Source organism: Synechococcus sp. MIT S9503 (assembly GCF_047304175.1).
Classification (GTDB): domain Bacteria; phylum Cyanobacteriota; class Cyanobacteriia; order PCC-6307; family Cyanobiaceae; genus Synechococcus_C.
The window spans coordinates 800886-819541 of record NZ_CP138955.1 but is presented as its reverse complement, the minus strand read 5'-3'; the positions used below and the strand labels follow the sequence as shown (position 1 = coordinate 819541).

Genomic DNA, 18656 nt, shown 5'->3' with positions numbered 1-18656 from the left:
TTCAAGATCCTGTCCTGATCGTGTTCCCACTGATTCAGCGATCGATGACAGTGCTGCGGCCTTCCTTGCTCTGGTGTGCGGGATTTGTGCTGTCGTTGAACGCACCCTGCCTGGCACAGGAGCTCACGGGACCTCTGGATGGCCCCCCGTCCGAGGATGGTCTGATCACCATCGAATCGGATAGCCAGACGGCCGACAATGTGACGGGTGTTGTGACTGCCGTCGGCAATGTCCGCATCGTCTATCCCTCGCGTGGCATGGTCGCGACATCGCGGCAGGCTCAGTATTTCAGCCGCGAGGGTCGTCTTGTTCTGAGTGGTGACGTCGACGTCGTGCAGGAGGATGGCAACACACTCAGGGCTGAACGGGTGACCTACGACCTTGAGGACGAACGTGCGGTCGCATCTCCTCGTGATGGTGGGCAGGTGCGCTCCACCATGATTCTGCGTTCTGATCAGTCAGCGCAGACCCCGCTCACACCATGAGTCTCAGTCTCAATCAGGTCTCTCTGACTCTGGGAGGTCGACCTCTGGTGAATGATCTCACGCTGACGCTGGATCCCGGTGAAGTGATCGGTCTTCTGGGTCCGAACGGTGCTGGAAAAACCACCAGTTTCAATCTTGTGATCGGCTTGCTCAAGCCCGATCGGGGCGAGGTGCTGATGGATGGACATCCCGTGGCCAGTCTTTCGATGCCTCAGAGGGCACGCCTCGGGATCGGCTATCTGCCACAGGAACCCAGTGTGTTCAGACAGTTAACGGTGCGGGAAAACCTTGAGCTCGTTCTGTCTCAGGCAGGCCTGGCCAAGCCTCAAGCACGCGAACGACTGCATCAACTGATCGATGATTTTCATCTTCAGCCTTTTCTGAATCGCAAAGGCTTTCAGCTCTCCGGTGGCGAACGTCGTCGCTGCGAGGTGGCCCGTGCTCTTGCTGTCGGCCTGGAAGGCCCCCGTTATCTCCTGCTGGATGAGCCTTTCGCCGGAGTCGATCCCCTGGCTGTTGCTGATCTTCAGCAGCTGATTCAGGCGCTGCGTCAACGGGGAATGGGCATCCTGATCACCGATCACAATGTGAGAGAGACCCTGGCCATCACTGATCGGGCCTACATCCTCACCGATGGAAGCGTTCTCGCTTCAGGGCTTTCGGGTGAGGTGGCTTCAGACCCTCTGGTGCGTCGTCATTACCTCGGCGAGGGTTTTCAGTTGTGATGGAGGTTCTGATCCAGAGAACTCAGTCCTATCTGCGCAGGATTCCGCTGCTTGATCGCTGGCTGCTTGGTGAGCTGATCGGTCCGCTTCTGTTCGCCATCGCCATGTTCACGGTGCTTGCACTCACGGTGGGCGTGCTGGTTGAACTGGTTCGGCAGATCGCTGAATTCAATCTGCCCGTGCTGATTGCCATTCAGGTGCTCTTGCAGCGTCTGCCCAGCTTTCTGGTTCTCTCCTTCCCGATGGCCACCCTGTTTGCCACGTTGCTTGCCTACGGGCGACTCTCCACAAACAGCGAACTAACGGCCTTGCGCAGCGTTGGGGTTTCGGCCACGCGCATGATCATCCCAGCACTTGTGCTGGCTCTGGTGATGTCAAGCCTCACATTCCTATTCAATGACGTTCTGGTGCCGCGAAGCAACCGCGCGGCTGAGGTGACTCTGCGCAGGGCACTCGGTAAAGCAATCTCCACCGAGAAAGGCGACAACATCATCTATCCGCGTTTCGGACGAGTGGAGGAGCCTGACGGTTCATCGAGCAAGGGTCTGCTCCAGCTTTTTTATGCGAACAAGTTCAGGGATGGCACCATGACGCGGGTCACCCTCCTGGATTTTTCCAGGGCAGGCTTCACTCAGATGCTCCTCGCCGAGAGCGCTGAATGGAACAAGCAGGAAGCAAAGTGGGAGTTTCTCAACGGTCAGATCCTCACTCTCACTCCATCGGGAAGCACAACCTCTGCTGATTTCGACCGCTACCTGTATCCATTCAGTGCAGCACCGATCAGGATCGCCAAACTGCCGAAAGATGCCAACAACATGACCGTGGCCGAAGCGCTGCAGGCCGAGCAGCTGCTGCAAAGCGCAGGGGATCTGAAGGGTGCCAGAAAGCTTCAGGTCCGGATCCAGGAGAAATTCACGTTTCCCATGGCTTGTCTCGTTTTCGGCTTGATCGGATCAAGCCTGGGCGCCAAGCCCAACAACCGAACCAGTCGTGGCCAGGGCTTTGCGCTCAGCATCGTCATGATCCTTGTCTACTACCTACTTGCCTTCAGCTTCAGCGCCCTGGGTGTCAAGGGCACCCTTCCAGCCGTTCTTGCTGCCTGGAGTCCAGTGCTGATCTCTTTGGCTGGTGGCGGTTTCCTACTCAGACAGGCCAGTCAATGACCCTGCCCGTCAGAATCAGAGCCAGTGAGTCCTCTTTGCGAGGTGATTGATGGGCTTATCCGGTCTGGAAGTGATCGTCTCCGAACCCGTTCTGCTTCTGGGTCTGATGGCCTTTGCTCTTCTGCTTGCTGCACTTCCCTGGAGTTTCTGGGCTCTGTCCAACGGTCGAAGCTCGAGCGGCGTTCGCTCACTGATCGCACTGTCCAACCTGTTGCTGACGGCCCAGCTTGTGCTGCGCTGGTGGCAATCCGGACATTTTCCGATCAGCAACCTCTACGAGTCGCTCTGTTTTCTCGCCTGGGCCTGCACACTCACCCAGCTGCTGGTTGAACGCAGCTGGTCCTCGCCACTTGTGGCAGCTGCAGCCACACCGATGGGACTTGGCTGCATCGCCTTTGCGAGTTTCGCTCTTCCTGACCAGCTCCAGCAGGCATCACCACTGGTGCCTGCGCTGCGCAGCAGCTGGCTGGTGATGCATGTGAGTGTGATCATGGTCAGTTATGCGGCACTCATGGTGGGTTCACTTCTTTCCGTCGCAGTTCTGTTGACAGACCGTGGCGAGGAACTGGAACTCCGCAGCAGCTCCATTGGAACAGGCGCTTATCGACAGCCAAAAGTCATGGCAACAGAAGGAGGTGTTGCTGTGCAAAATCCACCGGAAGTTCAGCTTTCATCCATTCATTTCAGTCGCACCGAGCAGCTCGACAGCCTGAGCTACCGCACGATCACGGTTGGCTTTCTGTTGCTCACGGTTGGCATCATCAGCGGTGCAGTCTGGGCGAATGAAGCCTGGGGAAGTTGGTGGAGCTGGGACCCGAAGGAAACCTGGGCACTGATTTGTTGGCTGGTTTATGCCGCCTATCTCCATACCCGCCTCAGTCGCGGTTGGCAGGGCCGACGTCCGGCACTGGTTGCAGCGTCAGGACTGGTGGTGATTGCTGTGTGTTATATAGGAGTCAACCTTCTAGGTATCGGTTTACATAGCTACGGCTGGTTTTTTTCTTGAAGGGTAAACATAGTGGTTTACCAATGAAAACTCTTCTATTTTTTGTCGCTCTGCTTTTTTTGGCATCACAAGTTTTTGCTGAAATCAAAAGCACATGTTTCTAGGACCGTATTGATAGAAAAGAAAGCCGACTAGAGAAGGAAACGAGGCATCATCGGCTGGTTTGCTAGCAAGCACTAAAGTATTCTGGCTGAGTGTTAGCTATGAAACAACTTTAGCCAATCTGTTTTGCTTTATTGATTAGTAAATCAGCTAATACTAAGATTGAGACACAATCATGCGAGCAACAAGAGAAGGGTATGGTGTCATGAATTACTCGCATAAAACTGTTTGAAAAGTCGAACCCCAAGAATATCTCCTGGCGAGCTTTTACGTTGACAATGCGATTAAAACAATTGAAGTAAGGATTATTTGCTACCGTGATATAAGGGTTGATGAAAGTCTAAATGATGAAACATCTTCGATATTTATTAAAGTTGTAGGTGATGATTGGCACAGCACAGTAAATGTCCCTCGCAAGTGCAAAAAGAGTTTTGTTCGGAAAGACTTTGATTCCTGGGTGATGAATATTTAATAACCCTCATAGAACCTCTTTGAGGCTGATTGTAGCCTATTGAGACTTGGCTCTATTCAAAGCCACATAAGCAGCAAATGCGACAAAGATAGCAATGACAACTAGGGGGACTGCTACAAACAATCCTAGTATTATTATGTAATCAGATAATGTTATAGGCTGAAGAGCGATGACACCTTCACGTGTCAATTTCAAAAGCACTTGAACCCAGAGGGAAATAATAACAACAAATGCAATCAAAAAGGAGGCTGATTGGCTTGTGGTCAACAACTTTTGCTTGCTGGACATCAGGCTGGTTTCATGCGTGCCGTATGTAGGAGTAGCTCATTCATCAGCCACTAGCGAGGCTTTAAACCACTCCTCGAGTGAGTCCAGCAAAGAAATCAATAATTCCCACTGAACTCCACAACTTCTCCTTGATAGCACAGGATTTCAGAATTCCTGACCTTTTTAGGTGGCAGATGAATCAGAGAGCTAGATATGGGTAGTGGTGCTAGGAACAAGCAACCCATGAGCTACCAATGAAGTGATTACAAACCTTCCTTGCATTATGAGAACTAGTAGGCTGTAAGTATGAACCTTGAAAAGAAAATTTGACGTTAGAAAAGCGCAAAATACAGCAGGCAAGTGCTATGAGTGTTGGAGATAGTCTTCCTTAAAAATTCAGTAATTTGCCCTTTTGTTTTTTGTAGGATACCAATTACTCCAAGAAAAAGGGTGGTAACTTCAAAAATTTGGCCAGCCATAAAAATAAAGATGCCGAGCACAAAACCGCTTGTCCCTAAGCAAAGGCTGCCAAAAGCAAGACGAGCAGAACTGGAGTGAGCGAAAGCGCTAAGGAAATAATTCCAGTAATAGATTCGCTTGATATTTTCATTTGTGCTCATGTAAGCTTAACTTGCCATGACACAATTATAGAATTCAGAGTGGATCTGTTTGATTTTGTGGGCAGTGTTTATAGGGATCGACATGGTTGTGAAATTACTAATCTCTATGCCCCTTTATTACTCAGAATATTAAGTAGATGTTCGAGTATAGATATATCCACATACCTTTGGTCTTTCATGCTCATCCTGGTATTACTCTCTGAGTTCCACTCTCTATCCCATTTCCCAATCTCCACTTTCTCTATCTCTTTAAGCCTATCTACTATCTCTTGCTCATTGCTTGCCATAGACATGGCAGTTACAAACCATCTCTCTGCTCCTCTGTAGTTCTTGATTGCACTCTCCTTCTCTTCGACTGCTTTGTTCGAGGTATCCCTCTCATTCAAGAAGAGCACTGCTAGTACGAACGAGGACACCAGAAAGACAGCAGTCAAACTTTTTCAATCGATGTAAAGGCACTTTAGTTCTGCCTCTCCTCCTTGAGGCGTCGCAGTTCTCCCTTTGTATCGGTTGGTCTATCCATGCTTGATTCTCTACCTTACTCCACTTCCACCATCACAATGGTGACCAGAAAGATGACCACAAGCATTCCCAGCTGAAAGGTCTTCACCACTTCAGTCTCCATTCCTACCTTTCGGTATATCTCACTTTCTGACTTTTAGGTGATACTGGGAATGGGAGTTGGCTCTAATCTGTGGTCACGAAATACCTTATACTCATCGGTGCCGCGCTACTATCAGCTTTACCTGCCGTTGCTGATGACCTCGTCTATCTGAAATGTGATGTAAAAGCGACTGAAACTACTATCCAGTCAAGTACAAATGAGATTTTGGAGAAGAGAGACTTGGCAACTGAAGGTTTTTACAAAATAGATGCCCTTAACAGCCGACTCACCAGTGATAACTCAGGTGATTGGGAAGACGTAACTATAGCCAATGGTATTGCTACAGATCAGTTCAAAGAAGTTGAAAATGGAGTAACAAGTGTAGGCAAAGCATCAATAGAGTTCTCTCCTCCTGGAGTCTTTAACATGGAATACACTGCATCACAAGATGATATTTTATTGAAAATGGTGATGACGGGCACATGTCAAAACACTGATAGAGAAACTGCTGAAAAGGGCATGAATCAATGAAAATCTTACTCTTCCTCGATTAATGGTCTTCTTTTGCTTCGGCTAAAGCGATAAACCATTCTCTGAGTTGTTTTGGGGTTCGAATTCCTATCCGTGTAAGACCTTTGACCAGTTGCTTGCAGTCACGAGGAGAAAAGTAGATATCAGTCTCTATCTCGACCAGTTCCTCATACAGGCTTCTTTGCTCGTCGGTGAGGTCTTTATACCAATGCCAGTCGGTAAGCACACTGATACCTCATATCGCTAACAGCATCGGATCTGGATTCAAATCTGTGATCCCCCATTCGAGCTAAAGTCAGCTTTCGACTATTGGTTTCATCAGCAGTTGATCAGAAAAAAATAACCCCCCGCCAAAAGCAGGGGTTTTAAAAACACTGCGGGAGTGTGTACTTGTTTCCACCCCGTGAGCTTTTCTCCTCACATGGACAAAGTAGCTAGCTGATAGGCACTGTGCCAGTTCTTTGTGAATCAGTTGGTGGAACAACACAAGTAAGGGCTAAAACCTTGGTTAGTTGGTTCTCCTCACCGAGATTCCAGCTCCTCACACCCTTTAAGGCCCGATGAGCACGCGGGCCTTTTTTGTTGGCGTCATTCTTCTCCGTCTTCCTCACCACCCTCAGGGATCAGTCCATAGCCGTTCAAGGTCCAGCTATTCGAAACCGCTTCTGCATTCAGTGCGATCTGCTGGAACCCGACAGTCCTCTTGTTGGTGACGTTGACGCCGGTATCGGCATCACCTGATTTCAACGACCGGCTGTCATAACCAGCATTCAGTCCGAACATCCAGGAGCGGTCACCATTCAGCCAGCGATAACCAACACGTGTTGCGGTACTGACAGTGGTGCCAGCAACATCGGTTTGATGATGCTGCTGTCTACAGCTCGATCAGCGAAGTTGGCGCTGATCAGGGCATCAACGAACCAAACACGTTGTTGCTAACAGACAGTGGCAGGAACCCTCCGATACCCGCTTGGTTGGGAGTGCCAGCACTTTGCAGTGCTTATTGGAAGCCAAAATTGGGCTTGACCACCTCCTGGAGACTGATGCTCATCGCATCACCCAGATCCTCTGCACTGCTGTCCTGTGCCTTCAAAGGCAGTGGGGCGATGGCAACAGCAGAACCAAGCAATCCAATTGAGAGGCGGCGGAGCATGGATCAGACGTCAGTCGGCGCATGGTGCCGGGCTTTGCCTGGTTGCGCCCTCTGTCGTTACCCAACGGAAATGACAACGATGGCAGCAGACCACAGATCGCTGACGTTGGAGGTAGTGAGTATCTGTGCTGATCTATGGGGTGTGCTTTTGGCGCTCCTTTGACGCTAGCCCGTTGCCAGCATGAAAAAAGCAAACCATGCGGGCAGCCGTAAAACCAGTCAGTCACTGGCAAATCACTCAATCGGGGCGACAGGATTCGAACCTGCGACCTAGTGCTCCCAAAGCACCCGCGCTACCAAGCTGCGCCACGCCCCGTTATCTCCACATAGTAGGTGCTGAGGGTGATCTGGCTGAAACAAGGCGCTGCAGTGGGTTTCCTTCTTGTGTCAGGTGTGGTCACATAGGCTCAACTGATAGCCCGTTGTCACTCGGCTGTCACTCGCTTTGTCACTCGACTTCAATGCCAAGCCGCAGCCATGCCCCTGACTGAGTGCTGAGATTGAGAAACCAGCTGAGCGTCTTAGAAACCCCGGACGCCTTCGATGCACATCACGCTGGCCTTGGGTTGCCAATTCTTGATGACCGTTGAGTTGCTCAAGCACTTTTATATCGATGCTTGGGGGATCTTCTCCATAGCGGCAATGGTTCGCTGAGCGCCATAGGTAGCCCAAGTGATGACAAGCCAGGTAATGGGTTCCATTCAGGTCTTTAGAAGTCAAGCGATGGTAGTGACTTCAATAGATGTCATGACCAACTCTCAGCCAGTGCCTGGGAATCCCTGCAGGCCATGACGATGCACAGTTGCTTGGGCGTCCCGGTGCGTCGGGTTGACACAGAGAAAGTATTGGCCGAAGCTGCCAGTTGATTGCAATGGCTGCACCCTTATTTTAGCGATTTCGTTTTGTCTGATTTCTGCTTATTAGTGCCAATTTATTAGAGAGGTCAAGGGTTGGAAAAGGATTAATGTTCGTCTAGGCCAATGAGGTTTGGATTACATACATAATAGATTCTAGAGACGCCATCGTTTAATTCACGATATCCACTTATTTTGATTGCTTTAGGGGGTTTTCCACTGAGTTCTGTCCTTGGTGGACATTGATCCTCAGCCGCTTGAACCTCACTTTTAGAACAAATAATATCCACACAGTCGTGCCCCTTCACGTCCGGTTGCTTGGTGCTGACGTTAAAGCGTTGATAACAGGTTGTTGTTGTATTGCTTTGCGCTGTGTAGTTGTAGATGCACGACCAAAGCGAACTTTAAGGTCAGCTGAAACTCTGGTCTCGAATGCTTCGTCGTAGGAGACATTCACACCTGCTGTTAAGCCGCTACTGATTTCGTAGGTAACTCTTCCGAGCACGCCAGAACTATCGGCTACTGACCCATCACCATCCTGGTAGTAGTAACCAACAGAAGCATTCAGCTCAGTCTTGATGAAGTAGCCAACATCAAGACCATAAGTTGCCAGTGAGCCCGCTGAGTAGAACCAATTAATCTTTTGCTCTTTATCACCAACTGGAAGTAAGGCATAAGCATTGAAGTTCCATTCATTTGAAACAGCTTCTGCACTGACTGCAACCTGCTGGAAGAAAGCACTCTTCTCTGTGCCGCTGACAATGATGCCGATATCGGTTCCGCCTGTATTTATCGGGCGGCTGTCATAACCAGCGTTAAGCCCGTAAATCCAGGTGCGGTCACCATTCAGCCATCGATAGCCAAGCCGGGTAGACGTGATGATGGTGGTGCCAGCCACATCGGTGTTGACGATGCCGCTATCGCTATCACGGTCAGCAAAGTTGGCGTTGATCAGGGCATCAAGGAACCAGACGCTGTTGTCGCCAACAGACAGTGGCAGGAACCCTCCGAACCCGCTTGGTTCGGTATTCCAGCACCCTTCAGTGCGCCCTGGAAGCCAAAGGTGGGCTTGACCACATCCTTGAGGCTGATGCTCATCACCCCAAGGTCATCAGCACTGCCTTCCTGTGCCTTTAAAGGCAGTGGGGCGATGGCAAAAGCGGAAACCACTAATCCAATTGAGAGGCGGCGAAGTATGGATCAGGCGTCAGTCCGTGCATAATGCCGAGCTTTACCTGGTTGCGCTTGCCTTCACCGTCGAGTCAGCAATCAGCCCTATTCCTTCAGCCAGTAGTCACCACAAAGCCCTCGGCTTGCCAACTGCGACATGGTGCGCCTCTCCAAGGTAAAGATGTCCAGTGGCAAATTGTTCAAGTACCCGCTGTACCACAGATAAAAGGCAATGTCTTCGGCTTTTGTAGCACACAGCTTTAATAACTTAGTGGTTATCGATCAGATGGAATAAGTGTTACTGTCTCACCCTTAGAATTCATCAACAACACCTCATCAATTCCCCATTTTTTGGGATATATCTCTTGAACAACCCCGGTCACATAATCGTTGGTATGCACTGTATTTCCATTTACATGAAGAGTTACGCCAGGTTCAAGCCTTATAGCGGCAAGATTGAGCTTGCCTGAGTCAACTTTGCCAACTACGAAATAAGATTCTCTTGAATCAACTTTCGCCAAAAGAGTAAGCATGTGGTCATTTGGGTGACGCTCAATTCTGGGGCCGTTCTTTGGTAGAACGAAATCTTCTAGATAATCTGCTCCATATATATATGTTGCCAAGACACTTTTTTGGGGAGTATTTAAAACATCCCCTGATTTTGCAATTGAGGCACCGTATTTTAATAGCTCGTCTGAGTACATCGAGATAATTGGAATTGGTTCTTTTGTGGCAGAGGTTTGAAATATATATTCTCCCGGTTTTCCTGCCAGTCCTTCGCCTCTAGTCCATCCAATAATCTCTGATCGATCGACAGACGGGTAGTTTGTTGCCTTAAAAGGCAGTTCCTCGGGGTATTGACCATTACAGATGAGCTTGAATTTACCTTCTCCGATCCAAAGAACATTTTTAATTTGCATGCCCGGTCTAGACCCGAGCGTTTTTCTTAGTTGCTTTTCCAGGCTGTCTGTTTTTGATTTGATTCTCCCATACAGGATCCTTGGAGAGCATTGTTCTCTCGCTACTACAGGAAAAGAGAAAGAAACTGGAGATGTTAAAGCAAGCAGTCCTATGGAGAGACGGCAAAGCATTGGATTAGACGTCAGTCAGTACATGATGCCAAGTCTTGCTTGATTGCGCCCGTTGCGGACGCTGTTTTTGGTAATGCAATTTTCTTAATTTTCATATAGCGCTATCAAGAAAAAAGTGACGATCAAAATATTCATGCACCATACAGATGCAACCTGTAAAAATACGAGCCTATTGACACGACGCAGATAGGGTAGTCTTAGCGACATATTTATAACAATAAGTAAGGAGAAAGACAACAGCGCTGGGCTAGGGACTGTTTTGAGCACGAACGCGATTTCGTAGGCATGATATACAAGTGGGAAAAAAGGCACGAAACTTAGAACTGCACCCATTTTGAAAAGTTGTTCTTCTTGGCGTTGAGTTAACATCTGAGATTTTTATTGGACTAAGTACTGTTTTGATAGCGCCGAAAGAGTTGATTGCAAATTCATTTGTTCCATTTCAGCCTCCCGCGGTGATGAGAGATCGACCGGCTTTGGATATTGTTCCAGGGATTACAGTGCGCCACAACTATCTGACCGGAGAGAAGGCCGACAAGGATTGGTGGATGGACCAGGTGATCCACTACGGCGGCGGTGCCCGAGACCCCTCCATGCACAAACAGTTCCAGATCGCTGATGTGGATTCAGGCGTGATCCGCTGGGTCAACGCTGATCTGATGACTCACATCCTGCCTAGGTGCTGACTGTCATCAACAAAAATCCAACATCACACAAGACCTAGATTTGAGGAATAATAGGTTAGTTGGAGTTCATAGATGTATTCAATTGCTCAAATATGGAGATCCGGCACTAAAAGTGGGCAGGCTCCGATTGATGAATATCAATGGAAAGACGGGATCCTTGGAAGGGTTGGAACTAAAAGAGTGGAAACCAAGATGTTCATTAGTTTTGAAAATCTGAGGATTAGCCAAAAGTAGGTTACTACTGGTATTCAAGAAGATCTTACTAGTTTGTAAAATTTCCATATAGCAAAAATGATAAGCAAATATTGCTAGCAAATATTGTATTTTTCTTTATGTTTCTCCAGCTTTTAGGCCAAATTTTAGTTCCCTTGCTGATCGCCAGTTTTCCAGAGCAATAAAACGCCCCACTCAATTGACGGACCTAGAAGGCTGTTCGCAGGTCTAAGCCAATACTTCATATTGCATTTGCTGTGCGTGATAGGGACCCATTCCTTGAGCCGCTTCACCAGCGATCAAATCAGCTCCAGAAATATTTTGCTGTTGGTAGGCGTCGGCAACCAGTACGGAATCGAGATTAATTGGGGTTAGAGTTTCAGTGTTGGAGTCGAAATCATCCCCAGCAGTGTTGAAGAAATGACCGCTAACGGCCTCAGTTCCTGACGGTTAATCAACATCTTTCCAAGCAGGGAGAGGGAAAGGGTTTAGTTTTTTGAATACTACAGCTTCATCACTTGTTCCTCCAGCTAGTGGATCAGCGTCTTCTATTTGAGTATACGAAGAGACAAGTCCATCCATTCCTGATTCCTCACAAGTGACGGCTTGACTCGGAGGAAATTCTGTGAATCCTTTAATGGTTTCTGTAGTCATCCAGTCCCCATTCTCGTTTTCGGCAATGTCTAGGTATCCATCTATTATTCCATCATGATGATGCATTTGGAGCTAATCAAAACCGGTTGCAACATCGTTATTGAATTAATGTTTAGTGGCAACATCAACCTGACCATTCTGCTTCTCGTAAGCGTTGGCCAATTGATCGGCAATATTACAACTATTTTACCAAGATTTTGTAATGATAGTGCTACCAATTCCGGTTGCTCTATTATACGTGTTATTAACATTTTCAACCCACTGTTCATCAACGATGGCTGTCTGATCAGAAAAAGCAGGATGGGAGAACAAGCCTATCTGATGACCAAATGCTTCAGTTTCTGTGGTTGGTTCTGCAGAATCCCAATAAGGGAAGGGAGGAGTGGTTGCAGAATCTGAATTGCCAATTGTCCCTCCTCTTACCTGATCAGCTTGATCCGGTTGGACGCAGGTAGTATCATCATTATCTTCTTTGGCAGCTTGCTTCGCTGCTTCTTTCATCTCAGCTTCCCTTTCTTCTTTGTGAAGTTGTGCCCACTTTTCCCATGGAAAAGGAGTTGTGTTGGCCTGTGTACAAGTAGTCATTGCTTTGAGAAGTGAATATTTGGGGGTACTGTCCCCTTGACTCCTTTAAGATCACAGCCCCTCTGCTGAAATCCGCTGCACAGACGTGGTGTAGTAGCTCAGAGGTTTTGGTGAGCTTCTGGTGAATGGTTTAGATCCCAATTTCTGATGTGACTTAGCTCATGCGGAAGCTGGTGCCGTCACTGCTCCAGTGCAATGAAAAACCCCGCACTTGGCGGGGCATGTTTGTTGCGAGTTGTTTTGCCGGGAGATGAATATGCACAACTAGAGCGACCTACTTTACCTTCAAAGTTTTTGTATGGCTTTCAGTGCTCGCGTTCATGGCTCTTCAGGTCGTACAACACTAATAATTCATCGAACTCTGCAATAACCACCACCTACATTGCTCGTTCCAGAAGGGCAGCTCCCATTCTTCAGCACGTATTGATCACTGCTTTCACGAGCCTTGCAATAACCGCCGCCCACGCTGCTGGTCCCAGAGGGGCAGCTTCCGAGTTTGGGCACGTACTGATTGTTGTCACGAGCCTTGCAATAACCACTACCCACACTGCTTGTCCCAGATGGACAACTTTCTAGTTTAGGTATCATTTGCTGGGCGTTAGCGGTGGGTGCAAAACCAGTCATTGCTGCAGGTATAATAACGGAAACTGCGGTGGTATAAGCAATAAAATAGAGGTGTTTCATCTGTTTAATTGAGTAGAGAAGGACCTTCCTTCATTATATCCATAAACTACCAGAAGAGCTGAATACGCATTACCTTCAGATCGTCTTCTAGATGCGCAGCCTTTCTGTTTAGTGAATCCTTAGTAATGCATAAAAATCTCTCTACTCTGCGAGGCGTGATTGGCTTGCGGTTGTTCTGCCAGGAGGTCGATCCCGCACTTGCTATCGACACCTATCAACAGAAGGATGCTTCAGGGGTTGTTTTGATCGCTGGCGACGAGAATAGAGGGATGAACCCTATCAAGCAAAGCAAGAGCGATTAGAAGTATTGGCTTGAATCCAACGAAAAGCTGACTAAAACCTCCAAGTGCAGTGTTTCTTATTGTTTCTATGCTGATCGAACAACGCCTGACGCACCGCTTCACACACAAATCGTGTGCCATCTCTGCTCATGGCTCTGACTTCTGGATTATCGGATTCAAGTAGCCGCACACTGATTTTTTTGCTGAGTGGTTCCTGCTTCGTTGGAATTTGTAGTGATACTAATGGATGTTTAATAAAGCCCTCTCTGATGCGATATAATAGCTCTAACACTTTTGATTTCAGCGATAAGAACCACCTTCAAGTTGTGGTGGCAAAGCTTGATCATGAATCACTGCAGCGTCAATTTAATGACGCGCAGTGGTGTGAGTCTGTGTTTATCTTGAAGACTGTGAGGATTGTGCAAGAAAATGATGGCACGTAGCGTTCAGGTAGGCGATGCGTGCTTGAAGAATCTGTTTCATCGTCTAATTTTGCTGAAATAAATTTATTGAGTCTCGACTGATGAAATTTTTACAAAGCATGGGGTTATTTTTGCTGATACTTGGTTTCTGGTGTGGCAGCGTTTTAGGCGCACTGTATTTAATCGAATATCATCGTCTGCAAGAGTCAGGCGTTCTGGAAAATAGTGGTTCAGATGGGTGAAGTGATTTCGATTAATCGTGTTGAGGTAGTCAATTTTTAAGTCGACTTACCCGCCTGGAAGAATGTCGGGATTTTCTCTTTCCTTTGTAGAGGCTTCTCCGACGAGGGAGTTCTGTCTGATAAAACTACCTGGCATTTTGGAGTCGCTATTGACGTTCACCCTTTTGTCTGTGCTGTTGATTTTAGTCGCGTAATCAAGGCGCCATCGTCCCTGAAAGGTTCTAGCTTGCCAACATTTACAAGAGTTAGTGGATTGCTTAAGAGATCGCCATAAGCTGGATTGGTGAAGGGATGATCCCACTATTCAATGCCGTTGTAAGGATGCCCAGTAGCGAATTCGATCATGGACTGATTACTTTCCAATTCAAGATCGAGCACGCCGCAAACCAATACCAGCTCATCAGATCGTCTTTCCTGTTGCTGGTGCTGCCTTTGATCAAAGGCAGTGACAAGATTGGCATCAGCTGAATCACGGGCGATGGCCTGATTGTTCTGGTGTGTTTTGTAAAAGTTTCTGAGTACTTCGAGGCAGTCCTGTAAGGGCGCTGGATACGGATGCTCTGGTGTCGCTGGTAATGCACCGCACATATCGTGCGTGCACTGAGTGCAGCCATTCGTTTTGCCCGGCCGAGGTGTTTACCTGACATTGAGGCGATCGACCCCCCCCCTCTAAGGACATAGAACAGAGTTCCACTTGTGGAAGTCGAGGGCTTGAAGACCCGGATCGTCACGCAGGCCTCTGATTCGAGTTACGCCAGTTCCAGTGTTCGCTCGTTAAGATCTGCCATCAGCGCGTGGATCGGATGATCAGGACGCCCTAGGCAATGCGGATATCCTGCAGCCAGCGTCTGCTTAGCGTGTGACTAGCTAATAGTGCCGGATATAAATCGCTTGCAGATCCTTCACTTATTGCGTTTGCATTCAGTGGGTGCATGTCGACGGAATCAGACCAGCTCGTGGTGGTTGTCAGCTGGTTCCAAGATGCATGCTTTGACGTAACCCAGTTGGCGCAACGGAAATGAATCTCAGACGGATGGTCTGCAGCGGTACCAATCTCCGGTGCTCTGGGATTTACTCACATACTCCAACGCATACGAAGGTACCTGGATCGCTGAAGGCAAGAATCATCAAAACAGCGACGATGCTCCCAGCAATAAGAACAATAGGCCAGATTTCCTCTTCGGGGCGCATTTCAGGAAATGATCATTGAAAACTCATTTGGAAACTATATATCGATTTAAACCTACTGGCCAAGAGCGTAAAACTGAATCATCGATCGCGGTTGTCACGGCATTTGTGGATCTTTTAGCGGTTATTGACATAATCCATCCCAATCGGTGGTACTTATGACAGCAATAGCACTTGAATCCGATATCACTACAAATCACATTCGCTTTGCACACCTTGTGAGAATTGATTTTGATCAGGCCGTCTTTGAGTCTCCAGAACATCATTTTGATATTTGGTCTCGGGTATTGATCACCAAAATCGTCACGGAGCTGAGATTCACACCGGCAGTATTTCGTCGTGCCTTGACCATTCTTTTGCCAGGAGTGAAGAGTCCATTCAGATAGCCGGAGGGTGTAGGCGATGCTTGACAAAGACGTGAGTCGGCCAGCTCTACTATCCTCAATGTTTCAGCGATTGTTGTCATCTCGATAATGAATCACTCCATCAACACACAATTGATGTCTTTGTTGTGAGTGAGACTCTGGTTCAGCTGGAGAATGGTGGATTAATCCCATTTCTTCGATGGTCAATATGAACAGGAGAACGCTATAGAATCCATTACCGCCACCGTCGTGATTGTTGTTCTTTTGGAACTGACATATATAGCTTTACATTCTGGGTATTTAGCGTTTACAGCCGCCCGAGTTTTACATTGATCACCAGAATTCAATGGCTCTATTGCACAACATTTATCTTTTAATGCAGGCTGATAAAATAAGTAATTAGATAGTAATACTTTTGTTAACACCTTTGGCAGGCCAAATTAGTCTAAAACATCGCAATATACATCCAAAATTTTTAGGTCGCTCATATGTTTTGTATGTTTTGAAGTTAGCCCCAGGCGCTTCATGGCTGTATTTTTAGTTATCTGAGACGACTCAAAGTCTGCACATGTTAGCAGCTGTTCATCAAGCCTAGATGAACAGCCAGCGACTATAAATAGAGAGGTTGCTATTGTGAGTTTGATTAATAGTCTCATGATTTGATTGCCGTAAGCCATTTATTTTTTAGCATTGATTGCAATGAGCTGCCACGTTTTCCAGGCTTCTGCATCGTGATATAAATGCTTAGCCGCTCACTTGTTAACCAACACCTCGCGGTGATCTGTATTTGACGATGATTCACAAAGCAAGGCCTGTACGTTGTTGTGGGGGTCAATCTGTTACTGTTAATTAGCCTCTATTGTGTCAAAATTAAAGTTGAAGAGTAGTCATAATTGCGGAAAAATTGTCGAATATTGCCGCAGTTGTCCCCAGCGTGTTATTGGCTTTAGCTGGTCGATTGCTTTATGTCAAAGGTAAGTGTGGTGATATTCGTAACCAGAAAGAACTTATTAAGTACTGGAAAGCATTATGTGATCAAGCTACGAATTCGTATCTGAGTAAGAAAGGCGGTCGGGATTTTCAAAAATAATTGCATAATGAAGGCTTATTAAGCATATTTTTTTAGTTCATGCTGTGCTATTCTAGCCTTTTCAGTCATAATGCACGCGTTTGATTTGGGTATTTGCCGGTAAAGCTATTGTTTTAATTCTCGTCGTGGCGCTGAATGGCACATGACAAGCCGCTTGGAGCTTTGTGTTTTCTCTGTATTGAATATGTGTTGAAAAATTTGATGTCTATAATTAAACTATCGATATCGCTCAAAACGTAATTACAAGCCATGTCAAATACCCTCTGTGTCGATATTGGAGGAACCGGCGTAAAACTCATCGTTGTTGATGTTGATGGTCATCAGCTTTGCGAACGTCAAAAGTTGCCCACTCCAAACCCAGCCACACCGGAATCGATCCTTGAAGTGATTGAAACCCTGACCGTCGAAGTCCCTGATTTTGATCGTATCTCCGTTGGATTTCCAGGCGTTGTTCGTGATGGTGTCATTGAGACGGCAGCCAATCTCGATCAACACTGGCCTGGCACAAATCTCGTTGAGCGGCTTCAGAACAAGCTCGGAAAGCCAGTTCGGGTCGCCAATGACGCAGATGTTCAGGGCTTTGGGTGCGTCACTGGTCATGGAGTCGAAATGGTGCTGACCTTTGGAACAGGCATGGGTTCAGCTTTGTTCATTGATGGATGTTTGGTTCCCAATCTTGAACTCGCACATCACGTCTTTAAAAAGGGTAAAACCTACGAAGACTATGTCGGACGTGACGCCCTCGAAAGTATCGATAAAACAAGATGGATTCAACGGGTAAAGCGAGTGATTGCGTCGACGAAAGAAGTTTGGAACTGGGATCTTATGCACCTGGGTGGTGGCAATACAAAAATACTTAAGAACGAATGCTTTGCTGACAACATCAGGCTTCATTCCAACAAAGCAGGAGTTTTGGGCGGATATTATTTATGGAAATGAAATTCATATCCATAGTGAAAATTTTTCCGTGTGCAATGCCTTGCATTCGAGGGAAGTCTCAAAGTCATACTCAACTGCGTAATGGTTCCCTCACGATTAAATCCCTTATCCAGGGCTTTCGTTCTTCCAACAATGGTTGCCGGTCGTAGAGCAAAATCGTGTATCTGCTCAGCTGTATCTGTTGAAACCACAACGCCGCGTTACATCGCGCAAACTTTGCTGAACATTCATATCGCAGATGGAAATCCTCACGGCCATTGCGATACTGCCTTTTCTCGCTGCCCTGGTTGTTGGAGCTCGCGAGGCTGAACAGGATCGCCAATAACGCGTGGCATCAGAGCAGCATCCATGGCTATGCCTGAATTAAACGACGTCAGGCATGCGCTGGTTTCTGCTGCTTTCCGGACTCATGCTGTCTGGGTCTTTCGACAACATCAACGCTGAGCAACGCCCGCCTGAACTTCAGGCAGGCCAATCAATCCTTGTTGTCGATCAGACACTTACATCAACAGGCTGGAATCCTGCTCCGGAAGGGCAGGCACGGGCTTTCGAACAAAGTCTTGCTGGCAACCGGCTCTCATCACTGGCGTCGTGTTCAGGCACTGGTGTCGGCTACTGCCGTTACGACTATCAGCGCAGTGACACGCGACTTGTGGTGGTGACCGTGCCGGCGAGTCAGCCTGAACAGGCTGGACGCGTTGCTCGCTGGTGGATGGAGTCTGTGACCCTCAACCCAGCACATTGATCAGTCGAAGAGTGCCCCACAGGTCAAACACGCAGAAAATCAGACCGATCACAATGAGATCCCATGCACGGTGACGCAGTGCCCATGGGGCAAGAAAAACCTCAGCAACCCCGTGCAGTGCCGTACCCAGGGCGATGTGCTCGAGCACCAGAAGGCCATGGGCCAGCAGGAACAGGCCGCTCGCAATGAAGCGCATCAGCACCGACCAGGGGACAGACACTCGGTTCTTCAACGCAAAACCAGCCTATCGGGTTAGCTATCCCAACTTTCTGAGTTGTTCACCCACCTCGCAGTTGGTCATCAACAGTCTCATGACCCA

Annotated in this window: 16 protein-coding genes, 1 tRNA gene and 2 pseudogenes; 8 read left to right on the top strand and 11 right to left on the bottom strand. The window is 47.8% G+C overall.

What is annotated here, in order from left to right; translation table 11 throughout:
- Positions 1-44: 44 nt before the first annotated feature.
- The 4 genes from SIB56_RS04475 to ccsB are packed head-to-tail and all read left to right on the top strand — an operon-like array spanning position 45 to position 3379.
- Positions 45-485, top strand: a complete 441-nt coding sequence (locus tag SIB56_RS04475) for an LptA/OstA family protein (RefSeq protein WP_413325815.1) — start codon at positions 45-47, stop codon at positions 483-485.
- Positions 482-1210, top strand: coding sequence for an LPS export ABC transporter ATP-binding protein (lptB, locus tag SIB56_RS04470; protein ID WP_413325813.1), 729 nt, complete (start codon positions 482-484; stop codon positions 1208-1210). The genes SIB56_RS04475 and lptB overlap by 4 nt, the downstream gene beginning before the upstream one ends.
- Positions 1210-2373 carry an LptF/LptG family permease gene (locus SIB56_RS04465; protein WP_413325811.1) on the top strand — a complete coding sequence of 388 codons (1164 nt, stop codon included), beginning with the start codon at positions 1210-1212 and terminating at the stop codon, positions 2371-2373. Before lptB ends, SIB56_RS04465 begins: the two co-directional genes overlap by 1 nt.
- 49 nt (positions 2374-2422) lie before the next feature.
- Positions 2423-3379 carry a c-type cytochrome biogenesis protein CcsB gene (gene ccsB, locus SIB56_RS04460; RefSeq protein ID WP_413325809.1) on the top strand — a complete coding sequence of 319 codons (957 nt, stop codon included), beginning with the start codon at positions 2423-2425 and terminating at the stop codon, positions 3377-3379.
- 610 nt (positions 3380-3989) lie between these two features.
- Here ccsB and SIB56_RS04455 read toward each other — a convergent pair.
- The 3 genes from SIB56_RS04455 to SIB56_RS04445 all read right to left on the bottom strand — a co-directional run bounded on the left by SIB56_RS04455 (position 3990) and on the right by SIB56_RS04445 (position 5256).
- Positions 3990-4241 (bottom strand): hypothetical protein, encoded by a 252-nt coding sequence (locus SIB56_RS04455; protein WP_413325807.1) that lies wholly within the window; start codon positions 4239-4241, stop codon positions 3990-3992.
- A gap of 311 nt (positions 4242-4552) precedes the next feature.
- Entirely contained in the window at positions 4553-4840 is a 288-nt protein-coding gene (locus SIB56_RS04450; protein ID WP_413325805.1) for a hypothetical protein, read from the bottom strand.
- A 104-nt stretch (positions 4841-4944) separates the two neighbouring features.
- On the bottom strand, positions 4945-5256 hold the full coding sequence (locus tag SIB56_RS04445) for a hypothetical protein (RefSeq protein WP_413325803.1): 312 nt from the start codon (positions 5254-5256) through the stop codon (positions 4945-4947).
- Between the two features lie 278 nt (positions 5257-5534).
- On the opposite strand from SIB56_RS04445, the gene SIB56_RS04440 reads away from it, so the two are divergent.
- A complete protein-coding gene (locus tag SIB56_RS04440; RefSeq protein WP_413325801.1) occupies positions 5535-5975 on the top strand; it encodes a hypothetical protein in 441 nt (146 codons plus the stop codon).
- A 603-nt stretch (positions 5976-6578) separates the two neighbouring features.
- Here SIB56_RS04440 and SIB56_RS04435 read toward each other — a convergent pair.
- The 4 genes and pseudogenes from SIB56_RS04435 to SIB56_RS04420 all read right to left on the bottom strand — a co-directional run.
- A pseudogene (locus tag SIB56_RS04435) lies at positions 6579-7128 on the bottom strand (carbamoyl-phosphate synthase); the annotation flags it as partial.
- Positions 7129-7370: 242 nt separating this feature from the next.
- Positions 7371-7444 (bottom strand) — tRNA-Pro (locus tag SIB56_RS04430).
- Positions 7445-8089: 645 nt separating this feature from the next.
- A pseudogene (locus tag SIB56_RS04425) lies at positions 8090-9179 on the bottom strand (carbamoyl-phosphate synthase).
- A 248-nt stretch (positions 9180-9427) separates the two neighbouring features.
- Positions 9428-10243: a hypothetical protein gene (locus SIB56_RS04420; protein ID WP_413325799.1), complete on the bottom strand. Its 816-nt coding sequence runs from the start codon at positions 10241-10243 to the stop codon at positions 9428-9430.
- Positions 10244-10701: 458 nt separating this feature from the next.
- Here SIB56_RS04420 and SIB56_RS04415 point away from each other — a divergent pair, with 458 nt between their 5' ends.
- Entirely contained in the window at positions 10702-10929 is a 228-nt protein-coding gene (locus tag SIB56_RS04415; RefSeq protein WP_413325797.1) for a DUF3104 domain-containing protein, read from the top strand.
- Between the two features lie 663 nt (positions 10930-11592).
- Here the strand turns inward: SIB56_RS04415 and SIB56_RS04410 are convergent.
- The 3 genes from SIB56_RS04410 to SIB56_RS04400 form a co-directional block, all read right to left on the bottom strand.
- Entirely contained in the window at positions 11593-11862 is a 270-nt protein-coding gene (locus tag SIB56_RS04410; protein WP_413325795.1) for a hypothetical protein, read from the bottom strand.
- 120 nt (positions 11863-11982) lie between these two features.
- Positions 11983-12297 carry a hypothetical protein gene (locus SIB56_RS04405; protein ID WP_413325793.1) on the bottom strand — a complete coding sequence of 105 codons (315 nt, stop codon included), beginning with the start codon at positions 12295-12297 and terminating at the stop codon, positions 11983-11985.
- Positions 12298-14310: 2013 nt separating this feature from the next.
- Positions 14311-14598, bottom strand: a complete 288-nt coding sequence (locus SIB56_RS04400; RefSeq protein WP_413325791.1) for an alpha/beta hydrolase fold domain-containing protein — start codon at positions 14596-14598, stop codon at positions 14311-14313.
- Positions 14599-16902: 2304 nt separating this feature from the next.
- Between SIB56_RS04400 and SIB56_RS04395 the strand changes: the two genes are divergently transcribed.
- Both SIB56_RS04395 and SIB56_RS04390 read left to right on the top strand, forming a co-directional pair.
- On the top strand, positions 16903-17592 hold the full coding sequence (locus tag SIB56_RS04395) for an ROK family protein (RefSeq protein WP_413325789.1): 690 nt from the start codon (positions 16903-16905) through the stop codon (positions 17590-17592).
- A gap of 379 nt (positions 17593-17971) precedes the next feature.
- On the top strand, positions 17972-18337 hold the full coding sequence (locus tag SIB56_RS04390; protein WP_413325787.1) for a hypothetical protein: 366 nt from the start codon (positions 17972-17974) through the stop codon (positions 18335-18337).
- Here the strand turns inward: SIB56_RS04390 and SIB56_RS04385 are convergent.
- Positions 18321-18533: a hypothetical protein gene (locus SIB56_RS04385; RefSeq protein WP_413327118.1), complete on the bottom strand. Its 213-nt coding sequence runs from the start codon at positions 18531-18533 to the stop codon at positions 18321-18323. The genes SIB56_RS04390 and SIB56_RS04385 overlap by 17 nt on opposite strands.
- Positions 18534-18656 lie beyond the last annotated feature (123 nt).